The organism is Gammaproteobacteria bacterium, assembly GCA_041395445.1.
Taxonomy (GTDB): domain Bacteria; phylum Pseudomonadota; class Gammaproteobacteria; order Xanthomonadales; family Marinicellaceae; genus NORP309.
On sequence record JAWLAO010000003.1, the window covers coordinates 109,715 to 134,436 of the forward strand.

Annotated in this window: 27 protein-coding genes and 1 riboswitch; of the genes, 11 read left to right on the forward strand and 16 right to left on the reverse strand. The window is 36.9% G+C overall.

The genetic code is table 11. From position 1 onward, the window contains the following. Nucleotides 1-29: 29 nt before the first annotated feature. The 9 genes from R3F25_06115 to R3F25_06155 form a co-directional block, all read right to left on the reverse strand. On the reverse strand, nucleotides 30-827 hold the full coding sequence (locus R3F25_06115; protein ID MEZ5496389.1) for a helix-turn-helix domain-containing protein: 798 nt from the start codon (nucleotides 825-827) through the stop codon (nucleotides 30-32). A 218-nt stretch (nucleotides 828-1,045) separates the two neighbouring features. Then, complete coding sequence (locus R3F25_06120) at nucleotides 1,046-1,876, reverse strand: ion transporter (GenBank protein ID MEZ5496390.1); 831 nt, start codon at nucleotides 1,874-1,876, stop codon at nucleotides 1,046-1,048. Between the two features lie 8 nt (nucleotides 1,877-1,884). Next, complete coding sequence (locus R3F25_06125; GenBank protein MEZ5496391.1) at nucleotides 1,885-3,006, reverse strand: PilT/PilU family type 4a pilus ATPase; 1,122 nt, start codon at nucleotides 3,004-3,006, stop codon at nucleotides 1,885-1,887. Between the two features lie 17 nt (nucleotides 3,007-3,023). Continuing rightward, nucleotides 3,024-4,061 (reverse strand): type IV pilus twitching motility protein PilT, encoded by a 1,038-nt coding sequence (locus R3F25_06130; protein MEZ5496392.1) that lies wholly within the window; start codon nucleotides 4,059-4,061, stop codon nucleotides 3,024-3,026. 49 nt (nucleotides 4,062-4,110) lie between these two features. Then, entirely contained in the window at nucleotides 4,111-5,037 is a 927-nt protein-coding gene (locus R3F25_06135; protein MEZ5496393.1) for a tyrosine recombinase XerC, read from the reverse strand. Further along, nucleotides 5,034-5,738 carry a DUF484 family protein gene (locus tag R3F25_06140; protein ID MEZ5496394.1) on the reverse strand — a complete coding sequence of 235 codons (705 nt, stop codon included), beginning with the start codon at nucleotides 5,736-5,738 and terminating at the stop codon, nucleotides 5,034-5,036. Before R3F25_06140 ends, R3F25_06135 begins: the two co-directional genes overlap by 4 nt. Further along, complete coding sequence (gene dapF, locus R3F25_06145; protein MEZ5496395.1) at nucleotides 5,735-6,526, reverse strand: diaminopimelate epimerase; 792 nt, start codon at nucleotides 6,524-6,526, stop codon at nucleotides 5,735-5,737. The genes R3F25_06140 and dapF overlap by 4 nt, the downstream gene beginning before the upstream one ends. Then, nucleotides 6,513-6,638: a lipoprotein gene (locus tag R3F25_06150; protein ID MEZ5496396.1), complete on the reverse strand. Its 126-nt coding sequence runs from the start codon at nucleotides 6,636-6,638 to the stop codon at nucleotides 6,513-6,515. The genes dapF and R3F25_06150 overlap by 14 nt, the downstream gene beginning before the upstream one ends. Before the next feature lie 53 nt (nucleotides 6,639-6,691). Further along, nucleotides 6,692-7,237 carry a GNAT family N-acetyltransferase gene (locus R3F25_06155; protein ID MEZ5496397.1) on the reverse strand — a complete coding sequence of 182 codons (546 nt, stop codon included), beginning with the start codon at nucleotides 7,235-7,237 and terminating at the stop codon, nucleotides 6,692-6,694. Between the two features lie 61 nt (nucleotides 7,238-7,298). Here R3F25_06155 and R3F25_06160 point away from each other — a divergent pair, with 61 nt between their 5' ends. Beyond that, nucleotides 7,299-7,967, forward strand: a complete 669-nt coding sequence (locus R3F25_06160) for an SDR family NAD(P)-dependent oxidoreductase (GenBank protein ID MEZ5496398.1) — start codon at nucleotides 7,299-7,301, stop codon at nucleotides 7,965-7,967. On the opposite strand, the gene R3F25_06165 is transcribed toward R3F25_06160, so the two are convergent. Continuing rightward, nucleotides 7,964-9,139, reverse strand: a complete 1,176-nt coding sequence (locus tag R3F25_06165) for a hypothetical protein (GenBank protein MEZ5496399.1) — start codon at nucleotides 9,137-9,139, stop codon at nucleotides 7,964-7,966. The genes R3F25_06160 and R3F25_06165 overlap by 4 nt on opposite strands. Nucleotides 9,140-9,407: 268 nt before the next feature. Between R3F25_06165 and R3F25_06170 the strand changes: the two genes are divergently transcribed. From R3F25_06170 to R3F25_06210, 9 genes are all read left to right on the forward strand, one after another. After that, a complete protein-coding gene (locus R3F25_06170) occupies nucleotides 9,408-10,211 on the forward strand; it encodes a winged helix-turn-helix domain-containing protein (GenBank protein ID MEZ5496400.1) in 804 nt (267 codons plus the stop codon). A 114-nt stretch (nucleotides 10,212-10,325) separates the two neighbouring features. Beyond that, on the forward strand, nucleotides 10,326-10,544 hold the full coding sequence (tatA, locus tag R3F25_06175; protein MEZ5496401.1) for a Sec-independent protein translocase subunit TatA: 219 nt from the start codon (nucleotides 10,326-10,328) through the stop codon (nucleotides 10,542-10,544). Between the two features lie 43 nt (nucleotides 10,545-10,587). After that, nucleotides 10,588-10,896: a Sec-independent protein translocase protein TatB gene (tatB, locus tag R3F25_06180; protein ID MEZ5496402.1), complete on the forward strand. Its 309-nt coding sequence runs from the start codon at nucleotides 10,588-10,590 to the stop codon at nucleotides 10,894-10,896. Continuing rightward, on the forward strand, nucleotides 10,896-11,633 hold the full coding sequence (tatC, locus tag R3F25_06185) for a twin-arginine translocase subunit TatC (protein MEZ5496403.1): 738 nt from the start codon (nucleotides 10,896-10,898) through the stop codon (nucleotides 11,631-11,633). Before tatB ends, tatC begins: the two co-directional genes overlap by 1 nt. 42 nt (nucleotides 11,634-11,675) lie before the next feature. After that, a complete protein-coding gene (gene pepN / locus R3F25_06190; protein MEZ5496404.1) occupies nucleotides 11,676-14,300 on the forward strand; it encodes an aminopeptidase N in 2,625 nt (874 codons plus the stop codon). Nucleotides 14,301-14,366: 66 nt separating this feature from the next. After that, nucleotides 14,367-14,534, forward strand: a complete 168-nt coding sequence (locus tag R3F25_06195) for a lasso RiPP family leader peptide-containing protein (protein MEZ5496405.1) — start codon at nucleotides 14,367-14,369, stop codon at nucleotides 14,532-14,534. 7 nt (nucleotides 14,535-14,541) lie between these two features. After that, the gene (locus R3F25_06200; GenBank protein ID MEZ5496406.1) at nucleotides 14,542-15,402 is read left to right on the forward strand and encodes a hypothetical protein; all 861 of its coding nucleotides are present in this window, start codon (nucleotides 14,542-14,544) and stop codon (nucleotides 15,400-15,402) included. After that, nucleotides 15,389-15,769 carry a lasso peptide biosynthesis B2 protein gene (locus R3F25_06205; GenBank protein MEZ5496407.1) on the forward strand — a complete coding sequence of 127 codons (381 nt, stop codon included), beginning with the start codon at nucleotides 15,389-15,391 and terminating at the stop codon, nucleotides 15,767-15,769. Before R3F25_06200 ends, R3F25_06205 begins: the two co-directional genes overlap by 14 nt. A gap of 2 nt (nucleotides 15,770-15,771) precedes the next feature. Next, nucleotides 15,772-16,209 carry a GNAT family N-acetyltransferase gene (locus R3F25_06210; protein MEZ5496408.1) on the forward strand — a complete coding sequence of 146 codons (438 nt, stop codon included), beginning with the start codon at nucleotides 15,772-15,774 and terminating at the stop codon, nucleotides 16,207-16,209. Between the two features lie 39 nt (nucleotides 16,210-16,248). Here the strand turns inward: R3F25_06210 and R3F25_06215 are convergent, their stop codons facing one another. Then, entirely contained in the window at nucleotides 16,249-17,829 is a 1,581-nt protein-coding gene (locus R3F25_06215) for a sulfotransferase (protein ID MEZ5496409.1), read from the reverse strand. 272 nt (nucleotides 17,830-18,101) lie between these two features. Here R3F25_06215 and R3F25_06220 point away from each other — a divergent pair, with 272 nt between their 5' ends. Beyond that, entirely contained in the window at nucleotides 18,102-19,280 is a 1,179-nt protein-coding gene (locus R3F25_06220; GenBank protein ID MEZ5496410.1) for a phosphoglycerate kinase, read from the forward strand. Between the two features lie 149 nt (nucleotides 19,281-19,429). Here R3F25_06220 and R3F25_06225 read toward each other — a convergent pair whose 3' ends face one another. The 5 genes from R3F25_06225 to R3F25_06245 form a co-directional block, all read right to left on the reverse strand. Further along, nucleotides 19,430-19,867, reverse strand: a complete 438-nt coding sequence (locus R3F25_06225) for a hypothetical protein (protein MEZ5496411.1) — start codon at nucleotides 19,865-19,867, stop codon at nucleotides 19,430-19,432. Nucleotides 19,868-19,905: 38 nt separating this feature from the next. Beyond that, nucleotides 19,906-20,673 carry a phosphotransferase gene (locus R3F25_06230; GenBank protein ID MEZ5496412.1) on the reverse strand — a complete coding sequence of 256 codons (768 nt, stop codon included), beginning with the start codon at nucleotides 20,671-20,673 and terminating at the stop codon, nucleotides 19,906-19,908. After that, complete coding sequence (gene pnuC / locus R3F25_06235) at nucleotides 20,652-21,254, reverse strand: nicotinamide riboside transporter PnuC (protein ID MEZ5496413.1); 603 nt, start codon at nucleotides 21,252-21,254, stop codon at nucleotides 20,652-20,654. The genes R3F25_06230 and pnuC overlap by 22 nt, the downstream gene beginning before the upstream one ends. A 12-nt stretch (nucleotides 21,255-21,266) precedes the next feature. Next, complete coding sequence (locus tag R3F25_06240) at nucleotides 21,267-22,340, reverse strand: GGDEF domain-containing protein (protein MEZ5496414.1); 1,074 nt, start codon at nucleotides 22,338-22,340, stop codon at nucleotides 21,267-21,269. A 147-nt stretch (nucleotides 22,341-22,487) separates the two neighbouring features. Beyond that, complete coding sequence (locus tag R3F25_06245; GenBank protein MEZ5496415.1) at nucleotides 22,488-24,554, reverse strand: TonB-dependent receptor; 2,067 nt, start codon at nucleotides 24,552-24,554, stop codon at nucleotides 22,488-22,490. Nucleotides 24,555-24,615: 61 nt separating this feature from the next. Further along, nucleotides 24,616-24,717: riboswitch (TPP riboswitch) on the reverse strand. Nucleotides 24,718-24,722 lie beyond the last annotated feature (5 nt).

The window sequence follows — 24,722 nt, forward strand, 5'->3', positions numbered from 1 at the left end:
AATGATAATTTTGGAAGAATTAACAATGACTATTTAATTGTTTTACGATACTTTGCCGGTGTTGTTCCGGTGATTTCCTTGAATGCTGAATAAAAGTTCGATTGTGTCGAGAACCCTGATTCAAACCCGATTGATAGAACCGATAAGTCATTTTGCTTTAAAAGTTTTTGAGCAGAAGAGACTCTTTTTTCTCGGAGGTAACGAGAAAAACCTTTTCCGAGTTTTGTGTTAACTAATTCTGATAGTTGGTGAGGCGATAAGCCAACTTCAGAAGCCGTAGTAAACAAATCCAGATTGGACTGTTGGAACAGTTTTTGTTTATCCATAACAGACTCTAATTGTTCCAGCTTCTCATCACAATCAATATTGTTTAAGGTTGATTTGTTATAAGCCTCAGACACAACAATGGAAATGGACTCAGTAATTTCCGGAGAAATATGAATCAATAATGAAGTCATTAAGAAAGCAACGCCTATGGATATAGAATACAAAGAGAAGAAAACCTCCTGAGTGAAAGGTTTAATAATTGCGAAAACGGCAACAATGGCAGCAATTAAAAACACAAAGAGCAACAATGCCACCTCTGTTTTAAATTGTTCTCGATAAGCTCTCAAGTGAAAAACAATCACCAGCAACCACAATAAGTAGCAACCACCAATAACAAAAACCAGACTAAAAACGATACTTCTGTCAAAAACAAAAATTAAAAGAATGGGACTTAGATGAAGAATGTTTATCAAGTTCAGTTTTTCTACAGGTTTTAAAATGGTTTTTGCATAATAGTAAAAAACCGGAGCGACAATAAACAAGAGTACTTGGTATGTCATGCTCTCGGATATGATGAAAAGCTGTCGTAAATAGAGGAAATGAAATAGCTGCAAAAGAGCTAAAGCTAAAACCAGTAAAGAGCCAAAATATGCCGAGTATTTATTATAAGCATGTGCTTTTTTAAAATAGGAAGCTATCAATACGAGTGTATAAAACACTGAAAATCCAATAAAAAGAAATGCCAATGATTTCAGTGTGTCAACCGAAGAGATAAAGTCTAAAGCTCGTGACCACATTTGCGACAAAACACCGCACTTTTAGTGTGGCCTTTCAAACCACATGTATGACACTGCCGTAACAACTTGCGAGATTCTCTCTTTATTTTGTTGATCTCGGCAGCAAAGATTCCGGTTGGAATGGCAATGATAGAAAAACCGGTAAGCATGATAAATGAAGCAACAGTTCGTCCCAATATTGTTTGTGGAGCAATATCCCCATAACCAACAGTTGTCATTGTCACAATTGCCCAATAGATTCCATGAGGAATGCTTTCAAACCCATTTTCAGGACCTTCTATGAGATACATGATGGTTCCAAAAATCACCAAGACTGTCAAAATAAAAAAGAAGAAAACAAATATTTTATGGCGACTGCTTTTGACTGCCTCCATCAATATGTCAGCCTGATCAGTATATTGAATGAGTTTTAATATCCGAAAAATTCGTAAAATTCTTAATATTCTTATCACTAATAATTGTTGGGCCCCAACAAAGAACAAAGACAAATATGTCGGCAAAATAGACAGAATATCAACGATTCCGAAAAAAGAAAAAACGTATCTGATAGGTCTTTTTATACTTATCAATCTTAATATGAACTCAAGAGTGAAAACAGCTGTAAAAAACCATTCTAACGCCAACAAGTATTTTCCATATTGAGAGTGAATTTCGTTAACACTGTCTAATATCAGCGAGATAACACTGAGTAAAATAAATATGATAAGTAAAATATCAAACCATTTTCCCAGAGGTGTATCAGCGTGATAAATAATTTTGAAAATTTTAAAACGCCAGCCTTCGCTGTTTTGGGCTTCTTCTTCCCTTCTCATAAGGCTTGCTATTTATCTTCTTGCAGTCCGATTCCATCCAGTCCGGCAGCTAAAGTGTTTGCATCACCACCTTGAGACAATTTAATTGCCAAACGAACCTCATTGGCTGAGTCAGCATGTCTGAGAGCATCTTCGTAAGTAATTTCTCCGGCTTGATAAAGCTCAAACAAAGACTGGTCGAATGTTTTCATGCCCAAGTTAGTTGATTTTTTCATCAAACCTTTCAATTCGTGAATTTCCCCTTTGCGGATGTATTCTTGTGCCAGTGGTGTGTTAATCAAGATTTCTACCGCCGCTCTTCGACCTTTACCATCTGGTGTAGGTATTAATTGCTGAGCAACCATCGCTTTCATATTCAACGACAAATCCATCAGCAACTGATCACGGCGGTCTTCAGGGAAAAAGTGAAGTATCCGATCCAAAGCCTGGTTGGCATTGTTGGCGTGAAGTGTTGCCAAACAAAAGTGTCCGGTTTCCGCAAAAGTAATGGCGTGTTCCATCGTTTCACGGGTACGAATCTCACCAATCATAATCACATCAGGAGCCTGACGAAGTGTGTTTCTCAGTGCAATTTCAAAAGACTCAGTATCAATTCCGACCTCACGTTGTGTAATGACACATCCTTGATGTTCATGTACAAACTCGATAGGATCTTCAATCGTGATAATGTGTCCGGTTGAATTGACATTACGATAACCAATGAGAGCAGCCAATGATGTTGATTTACCGGTTCCGGTTCCACCGACAAAAATCATGATGCCTCTTTTGGTCAGCGATAAGTCTTTTAAAACTTCGGGCAAGTTTAACGATTCAAAAGTAGGAATTTTGGATTCTACTCGACGAATCACCATACCAACGGCCGACCTTTGATAGAAAGCACTCACCCTGAAGCGTCCGACAGCAGCAACACCGATGGCGAAATTACATTCGTGAGTTCTCTCAAAAACCTCTTTTTGAGCGGGAGACATAATTCCCATTACCAAATCCCTTGCCTGAGCTTTGGACAGAGGAGCTTGAGTGATTGGTACAACTCTGCCATGAATTTTAATACTTGGCGGTAGATTTGCTGTAATAAACAAATCCGAGGCTTTTTTATGCGCCATTAATTTCAAATAAGAATTAAAATCCATAGTTGTCTCCTGAAGTTTTAATCAAAATCAGCTTTGTTTGCTGCTTTGGAGCGAGCATCTGCCCGCGTTATTGTTCCTTTATTCACTAAGTCCATCAAACACTGATCCAATGTCTGCATACCGTAACCCTGACCGGTTTGAATGGATGAATACATTTGTGCCACTTTATCTTCACGAATCAAGTTTCTGATCGACGGAACCCCGACCATGATTTCATGAGCGGCAACACGACCACCACCTACGCGTTTCAAAAGTGTCTGAGCAATTACTGCTCTTAATGATTCCGATAACATAGAACGAACCATTGGTTTCTCACCTGCCGGAAACACGTCAATAATACGGTCAATGGTCTTTGCAGCAGAACTGGTATGTAATGTTCCAAACACTAGGTGACCGGTTTCCGCAGCGGTTAATGCGAGTCTGATAGTTTCCAGGTCACGCAACTCACCAACCAGAATAATATCAGGGTCTTCCCTCAAGGCTGAACGCAGCGAATTATCAAAACTTTTGGTATCTCTGTGAACCTCACGTTGATTGACCAGACATTTATTACTCGTGTGTACGAATTCTATCGGATCTTCAATCGTCAAAATGTGACCATGTTCGTGTTTGTTAATGTAGTCAATCATTGCCGCCAAGGTTGTTGACTTACCGGAACCGGTTGGACCCGTCACCAAAATAATTCCTCGAGGAACCTGAATCAGCTCCTTAAAAATTGGCGGACAGTTTAAATCTTCCAAGGTCAGAATTTCAGTTGGAATGGTTCTGAATACCGCTGCGCAACCTCGATTTTGGTTATATGCGTTCACACGGAAACGAGCTAAGCCAGGAATTTCAAATGAGAAGTCAATTTCCCAAACCTCTTCATACTCCTTGCGCTGACCATCATTCATGATGTCATAAATCATGGCATGCAACTCTTTGTGATCTAAGGGAGGGAGATTAATACGGCGAACATCACCATCGACACGAATCATCGGTGGTAATCCGGCAGACAAATGTAAATCCGATGCCTTATTTTTTACAGAAAAAGCAAGTAATTCAGCAATATCCATAACAGAGACCTTTGTTAACTATGTTTTACGAGTTTATCTCTGTTACTCCCTAATTTCCAGAATTTTTCCGAGAAATACTCCTATTTTTTCTCGCTCTTGGATGAGATTTATCATAAACATTTGCCAGATGTTGATAATTCAAATGAGTGTATATTTGAGTTGTAGAAATATCCGCATGACCGAGCATTTCTTGAACGGCTCGAAGATTTCCACTGGACTCGAGCACATGGGACGCAAAGGAATGTCGCAACAAGTGAGGATATACTCGTTCCCACAAACCTTGATTTTGTGCCCAAAACTTAATTCGAGCCTGAATGCTTCTGGATTTTAATTGCGACCCTCGTTTTGAGATAAAAACAAAAGAATCGTTTGTTCGATTCCAGTTTAGCGAAAGTGGCTTCCAGTTTTTTAAAGCTTTCAGTGCATATTGACCAACAGGAATCACTCTTTGTTTATTGCCTTTTCCCGTAACTGTTATTAATGCTTGATTGAAATCGAGATTATGCCATTTAAGTTCGCTCAGTTCACTGAGACGCAAACCTGAAGAGTAAAACAACTCAAGTATGGATTTGTCCCGAATAGCAACTTCAGAGTTTAAAGGAATGTTTAGCAATACAGAAACAGTATCCACATCCAAAACCTCCGGTAATTTGGATCTTATTTTTGGAGTTTTAACCAGTTTCACCGGGTTTGCTACAATGCCTTTGTGTTTAAAAATATATTCAAAAAGATTGTTCAATGAAGAACGAACTCGTGCCAGAGACTTCGGACTTAATTTGTTTTGATACAATTCAATAAAAAACCGACTGATTTCATTATCGGTAATATTTTCAATGCTAACGAAACCATCTTCTTTTTTTAAAAACTCTAAAAAAGCATCAATATCGCGTTGATAGGCTTTCAGTGAATGTTCGGACAGGTTTTTTTGCAGTCGGCAATATTCTAAAAATCGAGTTTGCCATTGCTCTAAATTCATCCCTGGTTGCTACTCAGTAGATTGAAAGAAGAAAAACTGTTTTTGAGTTTGATTTCCAACATATTTGTCAGTTTGCTGAGAATGTCGGTGGACATATCAGGAATGAAACGAGTCTCATCAAAACTGGCAAAGATCAGTATTCCTTTTTTGGCATTTTTGCCGATAGGAAGCATCACACTGGAACCAACTTTTTCGGACTTTTTGTTGAAAATAAATTGGAGTGTTTCCTTTTTTAAACGACCGCAAACAGATGAATTGCCCTCCATGAAATCTTTGAAAATTCGGAAAAACTCTGTTTCATCTTCTACACACAATACATTTTTTGAGGTTTCAAGATTTTCATAAGCTGGAACTACCAGTCTGAAAAGGTCGGCATTAAAATGCTCTTTAACAAAAGCGGAAAAATGTTTGGTGACATTGGCAACATGCGAAATCTGGCTGAGTTGCAAAGATAATTCAAAAACATGAGAAATAGTTTTTTCGTTTTCAGTGGCGTGAAGAATGAGTTTGTTTAGTTTCTCTTTGAGAAAAGAATTTCTTTCCTGAAGAGTATTAACCTGATGATTGACCAAACTGGCAATTTTTCCATCCAAACTGCTAACTTTTAAGTCTGTTAACAAGTCACGATTTCGGATAAAAAAATCCCTGTGTTCTTGCAAATACTGTATTACTTCAGATTCTGAAATATTGCTTTGTGTCATATTTGTATTTCTCCACGAAAAACGGAGACAGCTTCACCGGTTAAAAGAGTGTCGCCATCATCATTGTATTCTACCACCAGTTCTCCGCCGGGAAGCATGACTTTTACTTTATTTGAAACTTTATTCTCCGACATCATTGCCAGTGCAGAGGTACAAGCTCCGCTACCGCAGGCAAGGGTTTCACCGGTTCCTCGTTCATAAACACGAATTTTCATTGAGTCTGCGGAAAGTATCTCAACAATTTCGATATTAATTCCATTCGGATAGCTTTTTATGATTTCATCATTTAATACATTGAGATTAACATCTTCAATATTCTTTTTCTCTAAAACAAAGTGCGGATTTCCAAAATCAACTTGATACCCTTTTTCATGATCATGCTGAGCGGGAATAATACTTTTCGCCTTTCCCAAATTAACGGTGACCAGACCATTATCATAGACATTTGAAAAAACTTTGCCGGCAAGACCATTCACACAAAACTCGGTTTTTTCAGGGTTTTGCGAATGTAAGTATTTGGCAATACATCTTTGTCCATTTCCGCATTGTTCGGCTTCAGAGCCGTCAGGGTTAAAAAACCGGTAAGAGACATCACAATTATCCTCCTTTGAGTTTTCTAGCAATAGCAATTGATCAAAACCGATGCCGGTGTTTCTGTTTGCCAAAGAAACAATTAAATAAGCTGATGGTTTAAAGTTTTGATGGCGGTTATCAATCAGCACAAAATCATTGCCCAAGCCATGCATTTTTTCAAAAACAATCATAACTTTTTTGTTATTTCTGCTCATCAAGCGAAGCATCCTTTTCTTTTTCAGGAAGATACAAATCGCCTTTGTTTCCGCAAGAAGTTAAAAGCGAAACGGCTATAAAACACAAAAACACAAGTCCAAATTTTTTCATAAAAATACTTTTCAATAAATTGAGTAAGAAACTACCATTGAATACTTTTTAAATCAACAACTCGTTGAGTTGGCTATGAAATTTTTGCTATCAAACCCATACCAATTCAGGAGCATGTCTTCATATTTAAAAGCCTCCAAAAACTGAAACCCAACTTTTTTTAGAACCTTATATGAGCCAATGTTTTCGACATGAGCACAGGCGTATATGTGACTTAACTTCATTTCTGAAAAACCATAATTTAATGATAAAAATGCTGTTTCCGTTGCTATACCTTTGCCCCAAAACTTTGGTTTTAAGCGATATCCTAAATCGTAATAATGAAAATCTTTTCGCAATTTGGTCTCATGCTTTAAACCAGACCAACCGATAAATTCTCTGGTTTTTTTGTCAACAACTGCCCAGCGACCAATACCGTTATCATGATATTGTTTTCGAATATAAGAAATAATTTCTTCAATTTCTGCCAAGGTTTTAATCGGTTTGTTGCCTAAATAACGATGAACATCAGGGTTCGAGTCCAGCTCAAATAAATCTTTGGCATCAGATTCAACAATTTCTCTAAGTAATAGGCTGTCGGTTTCTGCAAATATTTTCATGACGGGAGATTCGGTTAAAGGTTTATTGTAAAGTGTCAGTCAAAACATTAAAATTCAACCCATGAAAAAACTCGAAAACAAAACAATATTCCTTACAGGAGCTTGTGGAGGACTGGGGTCGTCGCTGGCTTTAGAGCTCTGCAAACAAGGAGCGGATGTGATAATATCGGACAAAAATCCGCGTTCGTTAAATATCATGTGCGATAAAATCATCGAACAAGGTGGTCGAGAGCCGATAGTTTATCCGATGGATTTAACCGGAACTTCGCCAAATGACTTTATCCAATTGGCAGAAACGATTGGGAATCAGCTTGGGAAACTGGATGTTTTAATTCATACCGCTGCGGAATTTAGTGGTTTAACCCTGTTTGAACACTATGAAGCGACTCGTTGGCTCAAAGAGATGCAAATTAATCTGAATTCGCCGATATTTTTAACACAAGCGTTAATACCTTTGCTGAAAAAGTCAAAAGGTACAATTATTTTTACATTAGAGAATCTGGAAACCCTTGAAAAAGCCTATTGGGGAAATTATGGTGTCAGCAAAGCAGCGTTAAATCATTTTGCTAAGACGCTGCAACAAGAACTGGAAAACTCTGATGTGAAAGTTAAAACAATCACACCACCACCCATGAAAACCCAACTTCGTTCCAAAGCATGGCCGGCGGAAAATGACTCACACCTTGCCATGCCTGATGAAGTTGTTAAGCTCTATCTGAAAACTGTTTAAATTTTAATTTCGCATTTAAAGTTTTTTGTCGGATTAAACAAACACTCAAAACCAAGTGTTTTGTGTTCGTCATCGTAAATAAAAGGTTTGTTGTCATAAGGGTTTAAGTTTTCTGGCTTGTTTAGGATTTCATCAATAAACTCTTCCCCGCCGGCTTGTTTTATTTGAAACTGGAGATTGACTAATCGAATCATATTGTTGGAATCATGAGCTTTGGCGATGTAATCGGTGTATGCCGGTGTTGAATAATCAACCAGTAGTTTACCTAAGTAATTATATAGTTGGTGTATTTTGAAATTTCTTTTTATTGGTCCTGGTTTTTTTTCTTTGTGCTTTTGAATGAATTTAGATAATGGAAGATTGTTGCTGGAGACATTATTTAAAAAGTTTTTAAAATAATAGTTTTTTGTTGCATTTGGCTGAAAGAACAACGTGTCAAAACTAAAACCATCTGTATTAATATCACTTATGAACTTTAATGAATAATTTATTTCATTCATGAATGCTTTTTCAAAACTTATCGCTTCTTTCGAAAGAGGTTCAAGAAGATTCATAATTAGATTTACGTCATCATGTTCTATGTTTTTTTTTCGTATAAATTCTGAAAGATAAAACATATCGTTTTTAATTAAGTCTATTGCAATCATTTTATCGATTAGATAAGAACCATTGCTCGCTAAATTTTCCCAAAAATTCAAATCACTATCGAGTAATAACAAAAATTCACGATTAGATTTAGTTTGATATGTGTTTGTCAAACTAACTTTGCTTAGTCTTGTTATTGATGAATAGCGAGGAAACGGTCCCATCGCTCCATAATTTTCGTATTCTTGAAATATCTCCATTTGCTTAATTTCTTGAAAACGAATAATTAGGGTTTGGTATCGATCACTATCTACGAAATCATTTAGGGTCATAGTTTCAAGACAATCACAAGTATCGACATCACATCTATAGTACTCATTCAAACCTTTATCAATGTCAGAGCTGTTGACTCCAAGAATATCATCTATAATTTCTTTTTTTAAAGCATAGGATACTTTGTCTTTTGCTCTTTTAATATTATCATCATAAGTTTTTATTATTTCATAACCCGCTTGCATAAAGTCTTTCTCATCGGCAGCTGTTAGCCCCATGATTCCAAAATAAGCATTGCCCTCCAGTTTTGGCATAGGCTTTTCCTGCATGAGTTTAATAACTTCAGGGTTGAGTTCTTCATCAAATAATCGGCTATTGATAAGCAGAATAAATGATGCAAATAGCAAAAGCGAAATAAGCAGATATTTGATTGTTTTGATGATTTTAGATTTCATGGTAAACCTTTAATTGTTTGATTCATGTTTTCTATCTTAAGTTTTGAAGCATTAAAAAACATGAGAAAAATATCTGTAAAACCTCCGCAAATGAAAAAAGAGGGTGGATTAAGGTTACAATTTCAACATGGAAAATTTTTCAGACCAAATAATTACCACAGGGGAATTTCAAATCAACCCACAAACCGGCGAAGTATCTTTTGAAGGCAAGAAGGTTCGCTTTGGCCCTGTGAATATGAAAGTTTTATTGATGTTAGTAAAACATGAAGGAGATGTGGTCACTCGAAACGAGTTATTTGATAGTGTTTGGAGAAATCAAATTGTCAATGATGATGTGTTAACTCGCTGTATTTCAGATTTACGACAAAGTCTTGCAAAAATATCACGTAATAAACACCTCATCACAACAGTCCCCAAAAAAGGATATAAGTGGAGCATTCAAAATACCGAAGTTAAGAAAAAAATCGTTCCACATAAAAAGTGGTTTGCTCCCGTTTTAATTATTTTTTCAGGAATGTTGTTCTTTGCTTTTTTATTTGTCTGGATAATCAATATGTTAAACAGCAGGGATTACACTCACTTGATTTTGATGCCGTTAGAATATGAAAAACAATCGGCTCTGATTAAAGATAATATTGAAGAATCTTTGATTAGAAATTCGCTTCAAACAGAAACACTCAGATTTTTTTCCATAGCAGTGTCTCAACAAAAAGAAAACAGCTTTTACTCTCAAGTTACAAAAGAGTTAAGTGCTCGTTGGCTTATTGAAGGAAAAGTTCGGTTTCATAATAACAAATACAAAATTATTTTACGTTTGGTTGATGTAAAAACAATGTTGGTTTTATTTTCCAAAACCACAGTGAGCTCTGGAGATAATGTTGAAATTGATGTGTTTGTTGGCGAGTTTTTGCATTACGTTGAGAGCTTATAATTATTTTTAAAGTGAAATAAAACAAAGGATAAAATTGAATTAACCACTCTACATTCCTTTAAAAAAAGATATAATGCCCAAATTAAACAGATTAAGCATCATTGGAGAATATAAATGGGTGGAATAAGCTGGTATCAGTTATTGATTGTTCTGGTTATTGTGATTTTGGTATTCGGTACTAAAAAGTTAAAAAATGTCGGAAGTGACTTAGGCGAGGCGGTTAAAGGCTTTAAAAAAGGCATAAAAGATGAAGATGACAAGCCGGAATTGACCGAACAAAAAACAGAATCCACGTCAGAAAAGGTGGAATCAAAAGATTCAGAAAAGTCCTGATATTTCTATCTGTTAATTAATCGACCCTTATTCAGGGAATAATATGTTTGATATTGGTTTTTCAGAATTGTTTATGGTTCTGGTGATTGCATTGATTGTGATTGGCCCAGAGCGTTTGCCTGCTGTTGCCAGAACGCTTGGAAAATTTATAGGAAAGGCTAAAAGGTCTTTTGAAAATGTCAAGCAAGAGGTTCAAAGCGAGTTGGAAACCGAAGAACTCAACAAACGACTGGCGGAAAACAATATTCTTTCCGAAACCAAAGAAGCGGTTGATGAGGTTTCCAAAGAGTTAAGGGATATAGCCCAAAAAGGTGGAGAAAAAATTCCTGAAACCAAGGACTGGAAAAGTTAATGTCTGATCAACAAACTTTTGTTTCCCACCTGATAGAGCTTCGCAGTCGGTTGGTTAAATCGGTTGTTGCGATATTGTTGCTGGTAATGATTCAATTGCCGTTCGCCGGACAGATTTATACCATTATGGCAAAACCTGTTTTGGCTTATTTACCCGAAGGATCGGCAATGATTGCGACAGGTGTTTTGTCACCTTTTCTCACGCCTTTAAAAATGGTCTTCATTTTGGGTTTAATTATCGCCATGCCTTATATTTTGTATCAGATTTGGGCATTTGTGGCACCCGGACTTTATAAGCATGAAAAAAGAATTGCGCGTCCTTTGTTGTTTTCCGGGATTACATTGTTTTATTTGGGGTGTTTGTTTGCCTATTTTGTGATTTTCCCGATTTTATTCCAGTTTATTCCCAAAATATTACCTAGTAGTATTTCTTACATGCCTGATATCAACAGTTATTTTGATATTGTGGTGCGTTTGTTTTTTGCTTTCGGTTTTGCTTTTGAAGTGCCGATTGCAGTGATTCTTATGATACTTTTGGGGGTTACAACACCTGAAAAACTATCTAACAGCAGACCTTATGTTATTGTTGGTGTGTTTGTGGTCGGAATGCTGTTAACACCACCGGATATGATTTCTCAGACATTGATGGCGATACCAATGTGGATACTCTTTGAGCTGGGAATTATTATGGGGAAAATTTTGAAAAAAAGAGCAAAGGAAGCAAAACAGCCGGAATAATGGGCTATAATACTTTTTTTATCGGTATTTTTTCTACAGTCCATGAAATCAGAAAACAACCCTGTCATTTATCGCAAAGACTACCAACAACCAAGTTATTGGGTGAAATCATGTAACTTGGGCTTGATGATAGAACCTGATTTCACATTGGTGAAGTCAAAAATTAATTTTGAAATCAATACAAAGCACAATTGCAACACTCTTGAGTTAAATGGAGTTGATATAGACTTGTTGATGGTTTTGATTGATGGTCGTAAATTATCTGAGGACGAATATAGCCTTAGTGATGAAACCATGACTATTGAAAATGTTCCCGATACATTTGAGCTACAAATCGAGAATAAAATATATCCAAGCAAAAATACCGCACTAGAAGGTTTATATCAATCCGGTCAGTTTTTTTTAACACAATGCGAAGCCGAAGGCTTTAGAAAAATCACTTACTATCCCGATCGCCCTGATGTTATGGCTCCGTTTCATGTCACATTGGTAGCTGATAAAGAAAAATATCCGGTTTTGTTGTCAAACGGGAATTTGGTGAGTTCCGGTGATTTAAAGAATGGCAAACATTATGCGGTTTGGTCTGATCCGCATCCAAAACCCAGTTATTTATTCGCAACAGTTGCCGGTGATTTGGAATACATCGAAGATAAATACACGACCATCAACGGTGACGATGTGACATTACGAATTTATGTTGAAAAAGAAAACATAGACTCGTGCCAATATGCGATGGACTCCTTGATTCGCTCAATGAAATGGGATGAGGAAAGATTTGGACTGGCTTATGATTTATCACAATACAATGTTGTTGCCACCAATGATTTCAATATGGGAGCAATGGAAAATAAGGGTTTGAACATTTTTAACTCTAAATACGTTCTTGCTAAACCGGATACGGCAACTGATAGCGACTTCATTGGTGTTGAAGCGGTCATTGGCCATGAATACTTCCACAACTGGACAGGAAACAGAGTGACTTGTCGTGACTGGTTTCAACTCAGTTTAAAAGAAGGGTTAACTGTTTTTCGTGATCAGGAGTTTACCTCTGACATGCAATCCAGAGCAGTTAAGCGAATTGAAGATGTCAGAGTTTTAAGGTCTTTGCAATTTAGTGAAGATGCCGGGCCTATGTCGCATCCGATCCGCCCGGATTCCTTTATCGAAATCAACAACTTTTATACTCTGACTGTTTATGAGAAAGGTGCAGAAGTGGTCGGAATGTATAACACTTTGCTCGGACGGGATGGTTTCAAGAAAGGGATGGATTTGTATTTCAAACGCCATGACGGACAAGCGGTTACATGCGATGATTTTCGTCAGGCGATGGCGGATGCCAATAAAGTGGATTTGGAACAATTTGGACTTTGGTATTCACAAAATGGCACTCCAAGAATCAAAATTAAGGAAAATTATGACCCTGAGTACGGAAAATATATTCTAACAATCAAGCAAAAATCCCCTGAAAATGTTTCCAAGAAGAAATACAAGCCGATGCATATTCCTGTGAGAGTCGCTTTGTTTGATAATAAAGGAAATCAGTTGGCTTTAGATGAAAGCGGAACTAAGGAAAAAGTTCTGGAGCTTAAAGAGAAAAAACAAAAGTTTGTATTCAAAAACTTATTAAGCAAACCGATTGCGTCATTGTTCAGAGGATTTTCTGCCCCAGTGACCGTTAAATTTAAACGCTCTGACGAAGAACTTGCTAAGTTAATGTCATTTGATACTGACTCATTCAATCGTTGGGATGCCGCTCAAATAATTTCAGAAAAAGTTATCACCAATGCTTACAAAGCCATGAAAGATGACAAAGATGCCAAATGCCCGGAAGAGTTCATTGAATCAATGAAGAAAATCCTGATGGATGACCAAACCGATCCGGCATTGCTGGCTGAAGCACTAACATTACCAACCATTAAGTCGTTGATGAATCCAATGCATGACATTGATGTTGGGTTGCTCTATCAGGCAAGGGAGTTTGTAAAAAAAGCATTGGCGAATAGTTTGGAGGTAGAACTGTTATCTGTATACAATCGTAATTTTGTGGAAGGAGATTATCAAGTTCAGTCAGAACATATAGCCAAAAGAAGCATGAAAAACACTTGTTTAAGTTATTTGATGTCTTCTGAAAACCCTGATATAAAAAGATTGTGTAAACAACAATATGAAACTTCAAACAACATGACAGATGCTTTGGCAGCATTGTCGTTGTATGTTCATCATAAGGCTGAGGGACACAACCAAATGCTATTGGACTTTGCGGAAAAATGGCAAAACAATGCCTTGGTCATGGACAAATGGTTTATTCTTCAGGCAACATCTCCTGCAATGGGTGCATTAGAGAATGTTAAGGAGCTGATGAACCATTCGGCATTCAGCTTGGAAAACCCCAACAAGGTGCGTTCGCTTATTGGAGCCTTTGCAGCGAATAATATGTTGCATTTCCATCACACCTCTGGGAAAGGGTATGAGTTCCTTGCTGATCAAGTAATTGCTTTGAATAAACTCAATCCACAAGTTGCATCGAGAATGGCTTCAGTCTTTAACACTTGGAAAAAATTGAACAAAATACGTCAGGAACTCATTGAAAAGCAGTTGCTGCGTATTAAAAATACTGAAAACCTTTCACCTGATGTGTTCGAAATAGTTGATAAGGCATTAAGTTAATTGTTTTACTTTACTTATTATTTTGTTTTGATAATAATAAATCTGGAATGGTTAAAGGATAGGAATATGAAAGACGTTAAAAGTAGCAATCAGAAAAACGAGAAACAAACAAAGAAACAAAAATACACGACACCTAAATTGTTTTCACTCGGTGATATCAGAGATGTGACCATGGGAGGTTCACCGGGTGTGGGTGATAGTGGAGCAGGAGGCTCGGAACTTCCTTTTGCATAGTTGCTATGTGCGTTATTTAAATCTCGCCAACTCAGGCAAAATCTATAACTATAAAATTGCAGACTGTGTTTATCGGTCTGATTTAGAAGTTCAAGAGCTTGAATACTCAATTCAAGCTCTTTCTTTTGCTGAAAACCAAACACCAAACAAACTTTCTCGCCAAATCATAGAATCTGCTACTATTTATAGCGATGACTATACTCCAGTTGGTGAAAATTATTACAACATTCAAGTCAGCTATGCCCGAAACAGCTATCAACTGACGGTAAATCAAAGCACATATTTTATCAATCAGAAATCAATATCTTCACAAAATCAAGAAATTGATAAAACCATCCTTTTAGGTCCGGCATTATGTCTGAATTTGGCAATGAACAATGTTTTTTGTCTTCACTCTTCTGCTTTTAAAATCAAGGAAACTACTTTTGTACTTATGGCTGAGTCCGGTACCGGGAAATCAACGATTGCTCGTCATTTTCACCAACAAAAGAATACTCGTAGAATTGCGGATGACATCCTTCCCTTAAAAGTTGTAAAAGGTGAAGTCATATTGTTTCCACAGTTTCCACAGTTAAAGTTATCAAGTGATGAACAATATCACGGTGAAAACTTAACAGGACGAATCGTATTGTTATTCGCAAATAAAAACTCTGAGAGTGTATCACTTACCAAATTACAAACATTTGATGCTGCTAAGAATTTGATTAAGCACACTGTGGCGTCACGACTTTTCTCTCAGCAAGAACTGGCAAATCACATGGACTTTTGTCACAAAGTTGCCTCTGACTTGCCGGCATTTCAACTGACTTATCCTCATCAGGAAAACAGCCTTAAACAACTTTCGGAGTTGCTCAATGAACAGGCGTGAAAAGTTTCAGGCACTTTTACTTCTGCCAAAAGCCAGAAATCATATCGTGTTGATTAACAAACAACTCCAAAGTAAACCTTATGATGAATTGTTAAATGATACATACAATCAACCGATTAAAAAACAATCAATGGAAACAATTGTGAAAGCCTACTTTTGGGGATCGAGATTATTGAAAAAGGGCAACTGCTTACCCCGTTCGATTGCGCTCTTCCAACACTTAAAAGCTGCCGGATTTGATGTTGAGCATAAGTTCGGAGTCAACAAAAGCTCATCAAAATTTGCTGCTCATGCATGGGTTGAATATAATGGCAGTCCGCTTAATGAGTCAGCTACCTTAAGAAAAAAATTCACTGTTATGGATTGATTATGCACAAGATATCAGTTAAAAAATTCGAGCAATTATCACTTGATGAACTCTATGAAATCATGGCATTGCGCATGCAGGTTTTTTGTGTCGAGCAAGATTGTCCCTATCAGGATTTGGATGGATTAGATCAGCAGTCAATCCATGTCTATTTTAAAGACAAACAGCAAATAGTCGCCTATGCCAGAATCATTGAAAAAGAAAAATCTACATGTTCAATTGGAAGAGTGGTTGTGCACCCTGAATTCCGAAAACAGGGTCTGGCAAAACGAATCATGAACAAGTGTATTGATTACGTTAAACAACAAGGTAAACAAGAAATCATCATCTCTGCTCAATCCTATCTTCAGAATTTTTATTATCAATTAGGATTTAGAACCACAGGAAAATATTATCTCGAAGACGATATTCCACACGAAGAGATGATTTTAAATTTGTGATAAGGTCGAATGAAGATATATTGTCAAATGTTCCTGAAATTAATTGTCTGACAAATCAAGGTGCTTGATTAGTGGTTGCAAGTGTTTTTCATAATGACGCCATAAATCAATAGAGCTGTTATAGAGTTTTTCTCTGACCTGACTGGCACTAGCAGTTGCAGTTGGTTGCTTGTTTTTATGAAAGTCCAAACATTGAGGCTGCCAAGATAAATTTAAGAACTCCAATACATCTCTGGCTTGCGTTTCTAAATCATTAACCAAGTCCTCATACCAAACGGTTTTCACCGAATTCCCACCAATTTTTTGCCAATGCTTAAGAAGCTGATTGTGCTGATTGTAGTATTTTGCCATTTCTTCCAAATTGTATGAAAAAGGATAGGAGTCATTGCTGAAAAGTTGCTTAAATACTGCATAGCAGACAGAGACAGGGTTGCGTTGCATAATGATTATTTTGGCATTGGGCAATGCTTTTAGAATCATTCCGACGAAATAACTGTTCTGAGGAAACTTATCGGTGAATCTTGGCTTATTCCCTGCTATTGGTGCTGATGTTTGTAGATAATTTTGCCCCAACTGATCGAAGTCAAGTTGTTTGGATGCAATCACCATATCAGTACGGGAGACCTTAGAGTTGGTTTTGATGTTTTGCAAACCATGTTGAACGCTTTTATTTAACTGTTTTAATTCGCCGGCTGCTTTTACATCGGAGTGACTGGTGATCACTCGATCCAGCAAGGTCGTTCCTGAGCGGGGAAGTCCAACGATGAAAATTGGCTTATCAGTTAGATTTTGATTCGATTTTTGATTAACAAACTCTTGGCTATATTCAACTTGAATCTGACGCATAAAATCAATATCAGACTGAACGTCATAATTAAAACAGCTTCGAAATAAATCAGCACCTTTATGACGCGCCTCGAAGCTTTCATCATATTGTTGGCAATCTTCTAATTCTTTTGCTAATGCGAAATAAATTTTCGCCTTTTCTTGTTTAGAAAAGCGACGCTTCAAACTAGCAGTATTCAAAACTTCAAGATGGTTGTTTGATTTCGAGTATTTTTTATACTGGCTTTGTAAATAAAGTCCGTCAGGGTTGTATGGTTCTATTTTTAAAACATTTTCTGTTAACCGGATCGCTTCATCAATATTACCAAGATTTTGTAGAACGCTGGCTTGTTTTAAGAGCCAGGCTGTTTTATTCGGTTCGACGGTGCTTAAATGCCGGAAGAGTTTCAAAGCAGCTTCGAAATCCTCATTAGTTTCCAGAATTTCAGCTATTTTTTCATACATTCGGTTGTTATTGAGAGATTTCTCGGCTAGTTTTTGAGCTAATGGAAATGCAATATCAGTTCGATTCAATGCTTCATACATCATTATTTCCTGAAAAGCGTATGAAATGTCATTCGGGTTGATTTCTCTGGCTTTGCTAATGGCTGCGACAGCACCCTCAATATCATTGTTTTGAAATAATAAAAAAGCTCTGCTAAACCAAGCCTGATCAAAATTGGGATACTCTTCGGTGAGTTCTTTTGAAAGAACTAGTGCTTGTATAATTTGTCTTTGTTGAGCGAGGTATTGAACTTGTCTCAGTTTTTGTTGTTTGATGTTGTCGAAAGACATTGGAAATTATGACTCCTGATGTTAAGAGGTGATTTTACAAAACAAAGCAGAAACAGTCAAAGTATCAAAAACGGCAACAAAACAACAATTTCTTGGTGGAAGCTCTTACTTGACAAATAAATGTCTTACTATTCAACATTTAAGCATCTTACATTTATCAATTTTACTTATCCAAAATATAAAAACCTTTGATTGTTGTTTATGAATATTAGCTTGAAGAAACACTAGATATAAGCAAAAATACTCAGGTTAAATATCAGGAAATCTTCATCATGACAATACTACAAATGCAAAACCAAGACTTGAAAAACAAACGTGTACTTATTCGTCAGGATTTGAATGTGCCGATTAGTGATGGTAAGGTCACAAGTGATAAAAGAATTTTAGCATCTCTGCCAACAATTAAGCTGGCGCTTGAACAAGGAGCAGCGGTTATGGTGATGTCGCATTTGGGTCGTCCAACAGAAGGAGAGTATGACGATCAGTTTTCCTTAAAGCCTGTAGCTGATTATTTGACTGATGCGTTAGGACAACCCGTCGAATTGGTCAAGAATTGGCTGAAAGGTGTGGAAGTTGCTCCCGGACAATTGGTCTTGCTGGAAAATGTTCGGTTTAATAAAGGCGAGAAAGCCAATGATGAAGAACTTTCAAAGAAAATGGCAAAACTCTGTGATGTGTTTGTTATGGATGCTTTCGGAACCGCTCACAGGAAACAAGCATCAACTTATGGTGTAGCACAATTTGCTCCGGTAGCAGCAGCCGGACCATTGCTTGCAGGAGAACTGGATGCTTTAGCCAAATCTCTGGATAATCCGGCAAGACCAATGCTGGCGATTGTCGGTGGCTCAAAAGTTTCAACCAAATTAACTGTTCTTGAAAGTTTATCCAAAAAAGTTGATCAGCTAATCGTGGGAGGAGGGATTGCCAACACCTTTATTGCCGCATCCGGTTACGCTGTTGGTAAGTCTTTGTATGAACCTGATTTGCTGGATGTGGCAAGAGAATTGATGCAAAAAGCCAAAGAAGAAGGTCGGGAAATACCGGTTCCAACCGATGTCGTCACAGCTAAAGAGTTTAGTGATACAGCCGAAGCGACAATTAAGATGGTGGATGAAGTTGCTGATGATGACATGATTTTGGACATCGGACCGGAAACAGCCAATAAATTTGCTCAAATGTCCCAACAAGCCGGAACAGTAGTCTGGAACGGACCGGTTGGGGTGTTTGAAATCGACCAATTTGGAAACGGTACAAAAACTTTGGCACAAGGTATTGCTGATGGAGAAGGTTTCTCTATTGCTGGTGGCGGTGATACATTGGCTGCGATTGACAAATACAATATGTCCGATAAAGTTTCCTACATTTCCACCGGTGGCGGAGCATTTCTGGAATTTCTGGAAGGTAAAAAACTACCTGCTGTAGAGATTTTGGAAAAAAGAGCGAAGGGATAATTACAATTAATAATTAGTAATTATTAAAAACTCTAACCATCTTTAGCCATGGCACGGGGATTTAGAAAAAACATGTCAATTATTTTTTAGATAATGCGAACCATAACTTGTTTAAACAAGGAGGAGCTAAAATTAAATTGAGGACACACCTAACCTCTTATCGTTAGAAAAATTATAAGTGAAACAATAATCAAAACAATACTAGTTACAAAGAAAATTAATCCTTGTTTGGAAATCTTCGCTTGCTGCTCGCTAGACATAGATTCAAATTTGGTGATTGTTTTGATGTAAGCAGAGTCTTTATCTAACGTTAATTTTACGATAAGAAAACAAAGCGCCATAATGACACCAACAGAAATTTTAGCTGCCATTCGTCCGGCTCGTCTGCCAAAAACATCTTTAAAAACTCCTTCAATTTCTCTTCCTAAGTCTGGAAAAAGCAGTAAGAGAATAAAAAAAACTGAAAAAAAGTAAAGTAGCAATGCAATTGCAGAAAGAACGGTACCATTTTTCTTGGCTGAGTTTTCTTTGCCTTTGGGTTTCAGTTCAAAATATTGATTGCAGTAAATAGCCTTAAATAAATTCATTCTGGAATTATTCAAAATGTGTAATGCAAATCATGCTATCACAACTCTTGAATTTTTTCCCACATAAAGTTCATTTGCCAAGCGAGTTGTATTGATAAATTCAATATCTTTTCACCGTTTTGAAACTCCTTGCAGTATTGAAGCAATACTGATGATTGATTTATCGGCAAATTGTTGTAATTCATAAACATGGCAATATCGAAAATAGGATGTCCTCTTCCTGCAAATTCCCAATCAATGATTTTCAAAGGTTTCTTGCCAAGCAGGTTATAGCGATTTAAATCATAATGGATTAGATTGATCGCATCAAAGAAGCTCAAATCATTGAGTTTATTGACTGTATTTCTATATTGATACATAAATGAAGATGTCAACAAATGCTTCGATTTGTCGTAATACTGAGTCAATCTTTGCTTAAAATCAGGGAAATTATCATCTAATTCGATTTCGTGATATTGACTGATTGTTTTGATTAGAATTTTGTGATTTCTTTGGCAATCTTCAGCACTCCAGCAATCTTGAGGTTCGTATTCTGAAAGTAAATAATCTGTGTTTGACGAAATAATGTTGGGTGAAATATCGAGGTTTTTAATTTTTTCGAGAATTTTTAGTTCGTTTTCACGCTGGATGCCTGCAACATCGGGAGTATTAATTCTCAGAAAGAATTTTTTGCTTAAACAATGAATGATATAGTTTTGATTGATTGTTCCAAATTGAATTGGCTCATAACTGACAAATCCGGCATGCTGAATTTCATCAATTTTTTCTATCAATTGGCTTATATTTATTGCTGTTGTTTTATCCACAGTTTTTTCCAACTCACAATACCAAAAAATATCAAAACAATATAAATCACGAAAAGTAATGCGGTGAGATACATTTGTTTTGACCAGAATAAATAAATGGAAACGCTATCCACTAACAACCAGTAATACCAGTTTTCAAAAATTTTACGTGCTGTCATAAAGGTTGCGACGACTGCCAAAAGTGCGACCAAAGCATCCAGATAAGGAAAAGACGCTCCTAAAATTTTCATCAAAGAGCCAACTGGGTAAACCAAAAGCAAAGTAACCGAGACTATCGCTAAGTGTCGTTTAACTTTCCATTTATGTATTTTTACGGATTGATGTTGATTGATGTTTTGCCATTGATACCAACCATAAACAGCCATTGCCATGTAATAAATATTAAGAACTGACTCCGAAAGCAAAGCCACATCATAAAAGAGATAAACATAAATGGCTGTACTGACAAAACCAAAAAACCAACACCAAATATTTTCTTTTGCAGCTAGGATTAAATAGAGAATTGCGGTTATGACCGCAACAATTTCTGCTATTGATTGTGTTAAAAATGCCTCTTTGAGACTATAAAGAACCGTTTCCACAAATTTAAAAAATCAATTTTTCTTATTGGCTCTGAAACGTTTCTTTATTTCATACATTTTTTCATCGGCATGTTGCAATAATTTTTCTAGTGTTGCAAACTTTTCCGGATCGGTCTGAGCATAACCGATACTTATGGTAAAACTATGGTCATTTTTATCAAGGTTTTGCAGAAGGCGTTTTTCCCAGAAATTCTTAACAGCCTCCAGCTCTGTATTCGCAAGAAAAATACAAAATTCATCTCCTCCGTGACGGAAACAGAGGTCATCTGGTTTGCATGTTTCTTTTAAAGCCATTGCTATATCACACAAAACCTGATCTCCATATTGATGTCCTTTTGTGTCATTAATTTTTTTGAAATTATTTACATCTATGTATGCAAGAACAATAGTTTCATTCCGGCGTTGTGCTGCTCTTAGTTCTCTTGTTAGAATTTCGTCCATTTGCCTTCTGTTTAACAAACCAGTCAGAGCATCTGTTTTTGATAGTTCTTCAAGTTGTTTAGTTCTTTCACGAACCTTTTCTTCCAATGAGCTTGCATATTGTTCAGAACGTTTTCTGGAAATCTCAATTTCTGAAACCAAACTCCTGATATAAGTATCAAAAACCAGTGAGATATCAAACAGCATTAATTTCTCAACGGCATCCAGGATTTTCTCATGACCCATCTCAGCCGGAATTGATTGGTTAATCAATTGAGTTATCAGTTGCTTAAGTAGTAGATTAGCTGCGAGATAGAGCTTTGGTTCAACGCCTATTCTCTTGTGCACAATACCAATTCTGAGCCTGTTGTTTACATATTCAACATCATAATATCCCGAAAACAAGTCTATGATGTATGACTTTTGAGCTTCTTTCAAACGATTTAAAGTATCCAAGTCACCTATTAATAGTGAGATATCCGGAATAGATGTTTGTATCTCATAGAACTGATCAACCAAAAAATTGAGCTTACTTTCAATAAATGGCTTTGCTTTTCTCAGCAAATAAGCATCTTCTTCAGTAATCATAAAAAGTTCCTTACGATTTTCTATATGGAACTCGCTCATCTTCAACTGTTCAATAAGAGTTTTGTCTGTACTTCTCATTTCAATATAATTCATAGGAAAGCAGTCTTATAATAGATAACACAAATGATTCTCATTTACAATAAAGTTTTTAACAAATATTTACATTTTGAGACTTTCATCTGATTTTTAAATGGCACTAAGTATCAAAAAACAAGTTTTAATTGTTTAGAACTCATAATCAAAACTCACGCCCAAATGTCTCGGCGAGCCCAATTGTGTATAGAGTTTATCTTCATAGTTCGGCGGTTCAAGTCCGAAATAAAATCCACGAGTTGCGTAGCGTTTATCAAAAACATTGTTGCCCCACAATGTTAGCACCCAGCTATTAGATTGATAACCAACTCTTAGGTTGGTTGTAGTGAAAGCTTCTGATTGCTGGTCATGAGAATCTGAAAAATAAAAACTGTCTTTACCGGAAACATCTATTCTGGCAAAAAAACCATTTAAGTGCTGATATTCCGCACCTAAAGAAAAACTATAAGACGGTGCATGGGCTTGTTGCCGACCATTGAAATTACCTTCGCTGGTGACAAAATCATCGAATTCCGCCTTTAATAATCCTAAAGAACCATAAATATTTAAATTGTCAGTTGCCTGAAAAGCAAAGTCTGTCTCAATTCCATAATTACTGCCACTGGCAGCGTTACCAGTGAAATAGACGAAAGTCAAAGGATCATTCGGATCAGTTTGTCGCGAAGTGCTGATTTGCATGTCTTTGCGTTTGGAATAAAATGCCGAAAGATTCCATTGCAATTGATAATCCATCACAAATCCTTTCAGACCAGCTTCGAGATTCCATAAATACTCGGGTTGGTATTCGCGAAGTTCATCTGGAACAGAAAGTGACAAATTAAAGCCGCCGGCTTTATAACCTCTGGATACTGTCGCATAAGAGTTCAGTGATTCTGAAACTTCATGGTTGAGAGAAATCTGTCCGCCCCACATAGAATCACTTGGTGAAACATCAATGCCATTATCGTCATCATATTCAGCATTGCGTTTTTCAACGCGAAAACCAGCTGTGAGAGTGTTATCGAAAGATATTTCAGTGTCAGTTTGTACAAAAAGAGCATAAGAATCAGAGCTGAATTTGCTGTTCAAACTCCGATAAGTTTCACCATTGTATAATTCGATGATTTGATTGTCCTCATCCATATTCAGAAAATAAAATCCTAAAAGCCAGTCAGTTGAGTCATTAAAAATTCGACTGCTTTCATTAGATAAAAAGCGAAACTCCTGAGATGTATGTTTTCTTTGACGTAAATTTTGTGAGGTAAAATCATAGGGAGCGTATTCACCCCAATAATCGTTATTTCCCCAATCCCCATCATAGGAGTAGTCAATATCGGCTTTCATGTAACTACTGATGCTTATAAAGTCAAAGTTATCTGATTGATATTTAGCTTTCATTGCTAAGCCTGTAGAATTCTGAAAGTCTTTTCCGGGTAGGTCACTATGAACGATAAAACCATTTTCAGGGGCAAAGCTGTCGAAACCATTGTCGATTTTGGCTTTGAGCAAATTGAAATTCAATTGCAGATTATCGTTAGCGTTCCATAACAGCTTACCTCTGCCGACAAACTCATCTCTTTGATTGGTATCATCACGATTCAGGTAGTCGTTGGTGCGAAATCCGTTAGCATTATATTGGTGCAACGAAAAACGATATGCCGCATTGTCACTCAACCCACCTGTTGAGCGAAATCCTAATGCTCGGTCTCCGTCATCACCAATCAGTGTTTGAAGTTTGTGTGAAAAATCAAAATCAGGTTCAAAGGTTTTCACATAAATTAAACCTGCCAACCCATTGGCTCCATATCGGGTTCCTTGCGGACCTCTAAGAACTTCAACTTGTTCCACATCAAACAAAGTCGCAACTCCTCCCAATGCTGAAAAATCAATATCATCAACAATAAACCCAACTGACGGATTAGGAGCTCCTTCGTATTGGGAGCGTTCGCCAATTCCCCGAATCTGAAAATATCGGGGACGATTGGTTGCTGAAGACCAATTAAGATTTGGTACTTGTGACATGATATCTTCAAAATGCTGAGTTCCGGCATTTTCTATACTTTCAGAATTCAGGATAGCGATACTTGTTGAAGTTTCTTTTTGAAGTTTTTCACCTCTTAAATCTGCGGTGACTGTAGCTGTGTCGAGTTGTTCTTTGGCATCATCAGCGATAACTGAAAAGCCACATAACAATAAAGCGATAGAAATAATATTTTTCATGGATTTTTACCTTTTTCATTCTATAAATCAAAAATAAAAATCCGGTGACAGACGATTTGAATAGTATTATTTGTTCCATTCCTACGCCGGTACAAACCGGATCAGGTTCTAAGGGTCTTATCTCAGGCTTAAAAAACGATATAAGCCACCCCTTGGAATGGAGCGATT

What these genes read in the sequence shown, in the direction of transcription:
- R3F25_06135 (MEZ5496393.1), bottom strand. Translation starts at nt 5,037, where the DNA reads ATGAATTTAGAGCAATGGCAAACTCGATTTTTAGAATATTGCCGACTG.
- R3F25_06120 (MEZ5496390.1), bottom strand. Translation starts at nt 1,876, where the DNA reads ATGAGAAGGGAAGAAGAAGCCCAAAACAGCGAAGGCTGGCGTTTTAAA.
- tatB (MEZ5496402.1), top strand. Translation starts at nt 10,588, where the DNA reads ATGTTTGATATTGGTTTTTCAGAATTGTTTATGGTTCTGGTGATTGCA.
- tatC (MEZ5496403.1), top strand. Translation starts at nt 10,896, where the DNA reads ATGTCTGATCAACAAACTTTTGTTTCCCACCTGATAGAGCTTCGCAGT.
- pepN (MEZ5496404.1), top strand. Translation starts at nt 11,676, where the DNA reads ATGAAATCAGAAAACAACCCTGTCATTTATCGCAAAGACTACCAACAA.
- R3F25_06205 (MEZ5496407.1), top strand. Translation starts at nt 15,389, where the DNA reads ATGAACAGGCGTGAAAAGTTTCAGGCACTTTTACTTCTGCCAAAAGCC.
- R3F25_06155 (MEZ5496397.1), bottom strand. Translation starts at nt 7,237, where the DNA reads ATGAAAATATTTGCAGAAACCGACAGCCTATTACTTAGAGAAATTGTT.
- R3F25_06130 (MEZ5496392.1), bottom strand. Translation starts at nt 4,061, where the DNA reads ATGGATATTGCTGAATTACTTGCTTTTTCTGTAAAAAATAAGGCATCG.
- R3F25_06245 (MEZ5496415.1), bottom strand. Translation starts at nt 24,554, where the DNA reads ATGAAAAATATTATTTCTATCGCTTTATTGTTATGTGGCTTTTCAGTT.
- R3F25_06165 (MEZ5496399.1), bottom strand. Translation starts at nt 9,139, where the DNA reads ATGCCAAAACTGGAGGGCAATGCTTATTTTGGAATCATGGGGCTAACA.
- R3F25_06220 (MEZ5496410.1), top strand. Translation starts at nt 18,102, where the DNA reads ATGACAATACTACAAATGCAAAACCAAGACTTGAAAAACAAACGTGTA.
- R3F25_06225 (MEZ5496411.1), bottom strand. Translation starts at nt 19,867, where the DNA reads ATGAATTTATTTAAGGCTATTTACTGCAATCAATATTTTGAACTGAAA.
- R3F25_06150 (MEZ5496396.1), bottom strand. Translation starts at nt 6,638, where the DNA reads ATGAAAAAATTTGGACTTGTGTTTTTGTGTTTTATAGCCGTTTCGCTT.
- R3F25_06160 (MEZ5496398.1), top strand. Translation starts at nt 7,299, where the DNA reads ATGAAAAAACTCGAAAACAAAACAATATTCCTTACAGGAGCTTGTGGA.
- R3F25_06140 (MEZ5496394.1), bottom strand. Translation starts at nt 5,738, where the DNA reads ATGACACAAAGCAATATTTCAGAATCTGAAGTAATACAGTATTTGCAA.
- R3F25_06170 (MEZ5496400.1), top strand. Translation starts at nt 9,408, where the DNA reads ATGGAAAATTTTTCAGACCAAATAATTACCACAGGGGAATTTCAAATC.
- tatA (MEZ5496401.1), top strand. Translation starts at nt 10,326, where the DNA reads ATGGGTGGAATAAGCTGGTATCAGTTATTGATTGTTCTGGTTATTGTG.
- R3F25_06215 (MEZ5496409.1), bottom strand. Translation starts at nt 17,829, where the DNA reads ATGTCTTTCGACAACATCAAACAACAAAAACTGAGACAAGTTCAATAC.
- R3F25_06240 (MEZ5496414.1), bottom strand. Translation starts at nt 22,340, where the DNA reads ATGAGAAGTACAGACAAAACTCTTATTGAACAGTTGAAGATGAGCGAG.
- R3F25_06125 (MEZ5496391.1), bottom strand. Translation starts at nt 3,006, where the DNA reads ATGGATTTTAATTCTTATTTGAAATTAATGGCGCATAAAAAAGCCTCG.
- R3F25_06210 (MEZ5496408.1), top strand. Translation starts at nt 15,772, where the DNA reads ATGCACAAGATATCAGTTAAAAAATTCGAGCAATTATCACTTGATGAA.
- R3F25_06195 (MEZ5496405.1), top strand. Translation starts at nt 14,367, where the DNA reads ATGAAAGACGTTAAAAGTAGCAATCAGAAAAACGAGAAACAAACAAAG.
- R3F25_06115 (MEZ5496389.1), bottom strand. Translation starts at nt 827, where the DNA reads ATGACATACCAAGTACTCTTGTTTATTGTCGCTCCGGTTTTTTACTAT.
- dapF (MEZ5496395.1), bottom strand. Translation starts at nt 6,526, where the DNA reads ATGAGCAGAAATAACAAAAAAGTTATGATTGTTTTTGAAAAAATGCAT.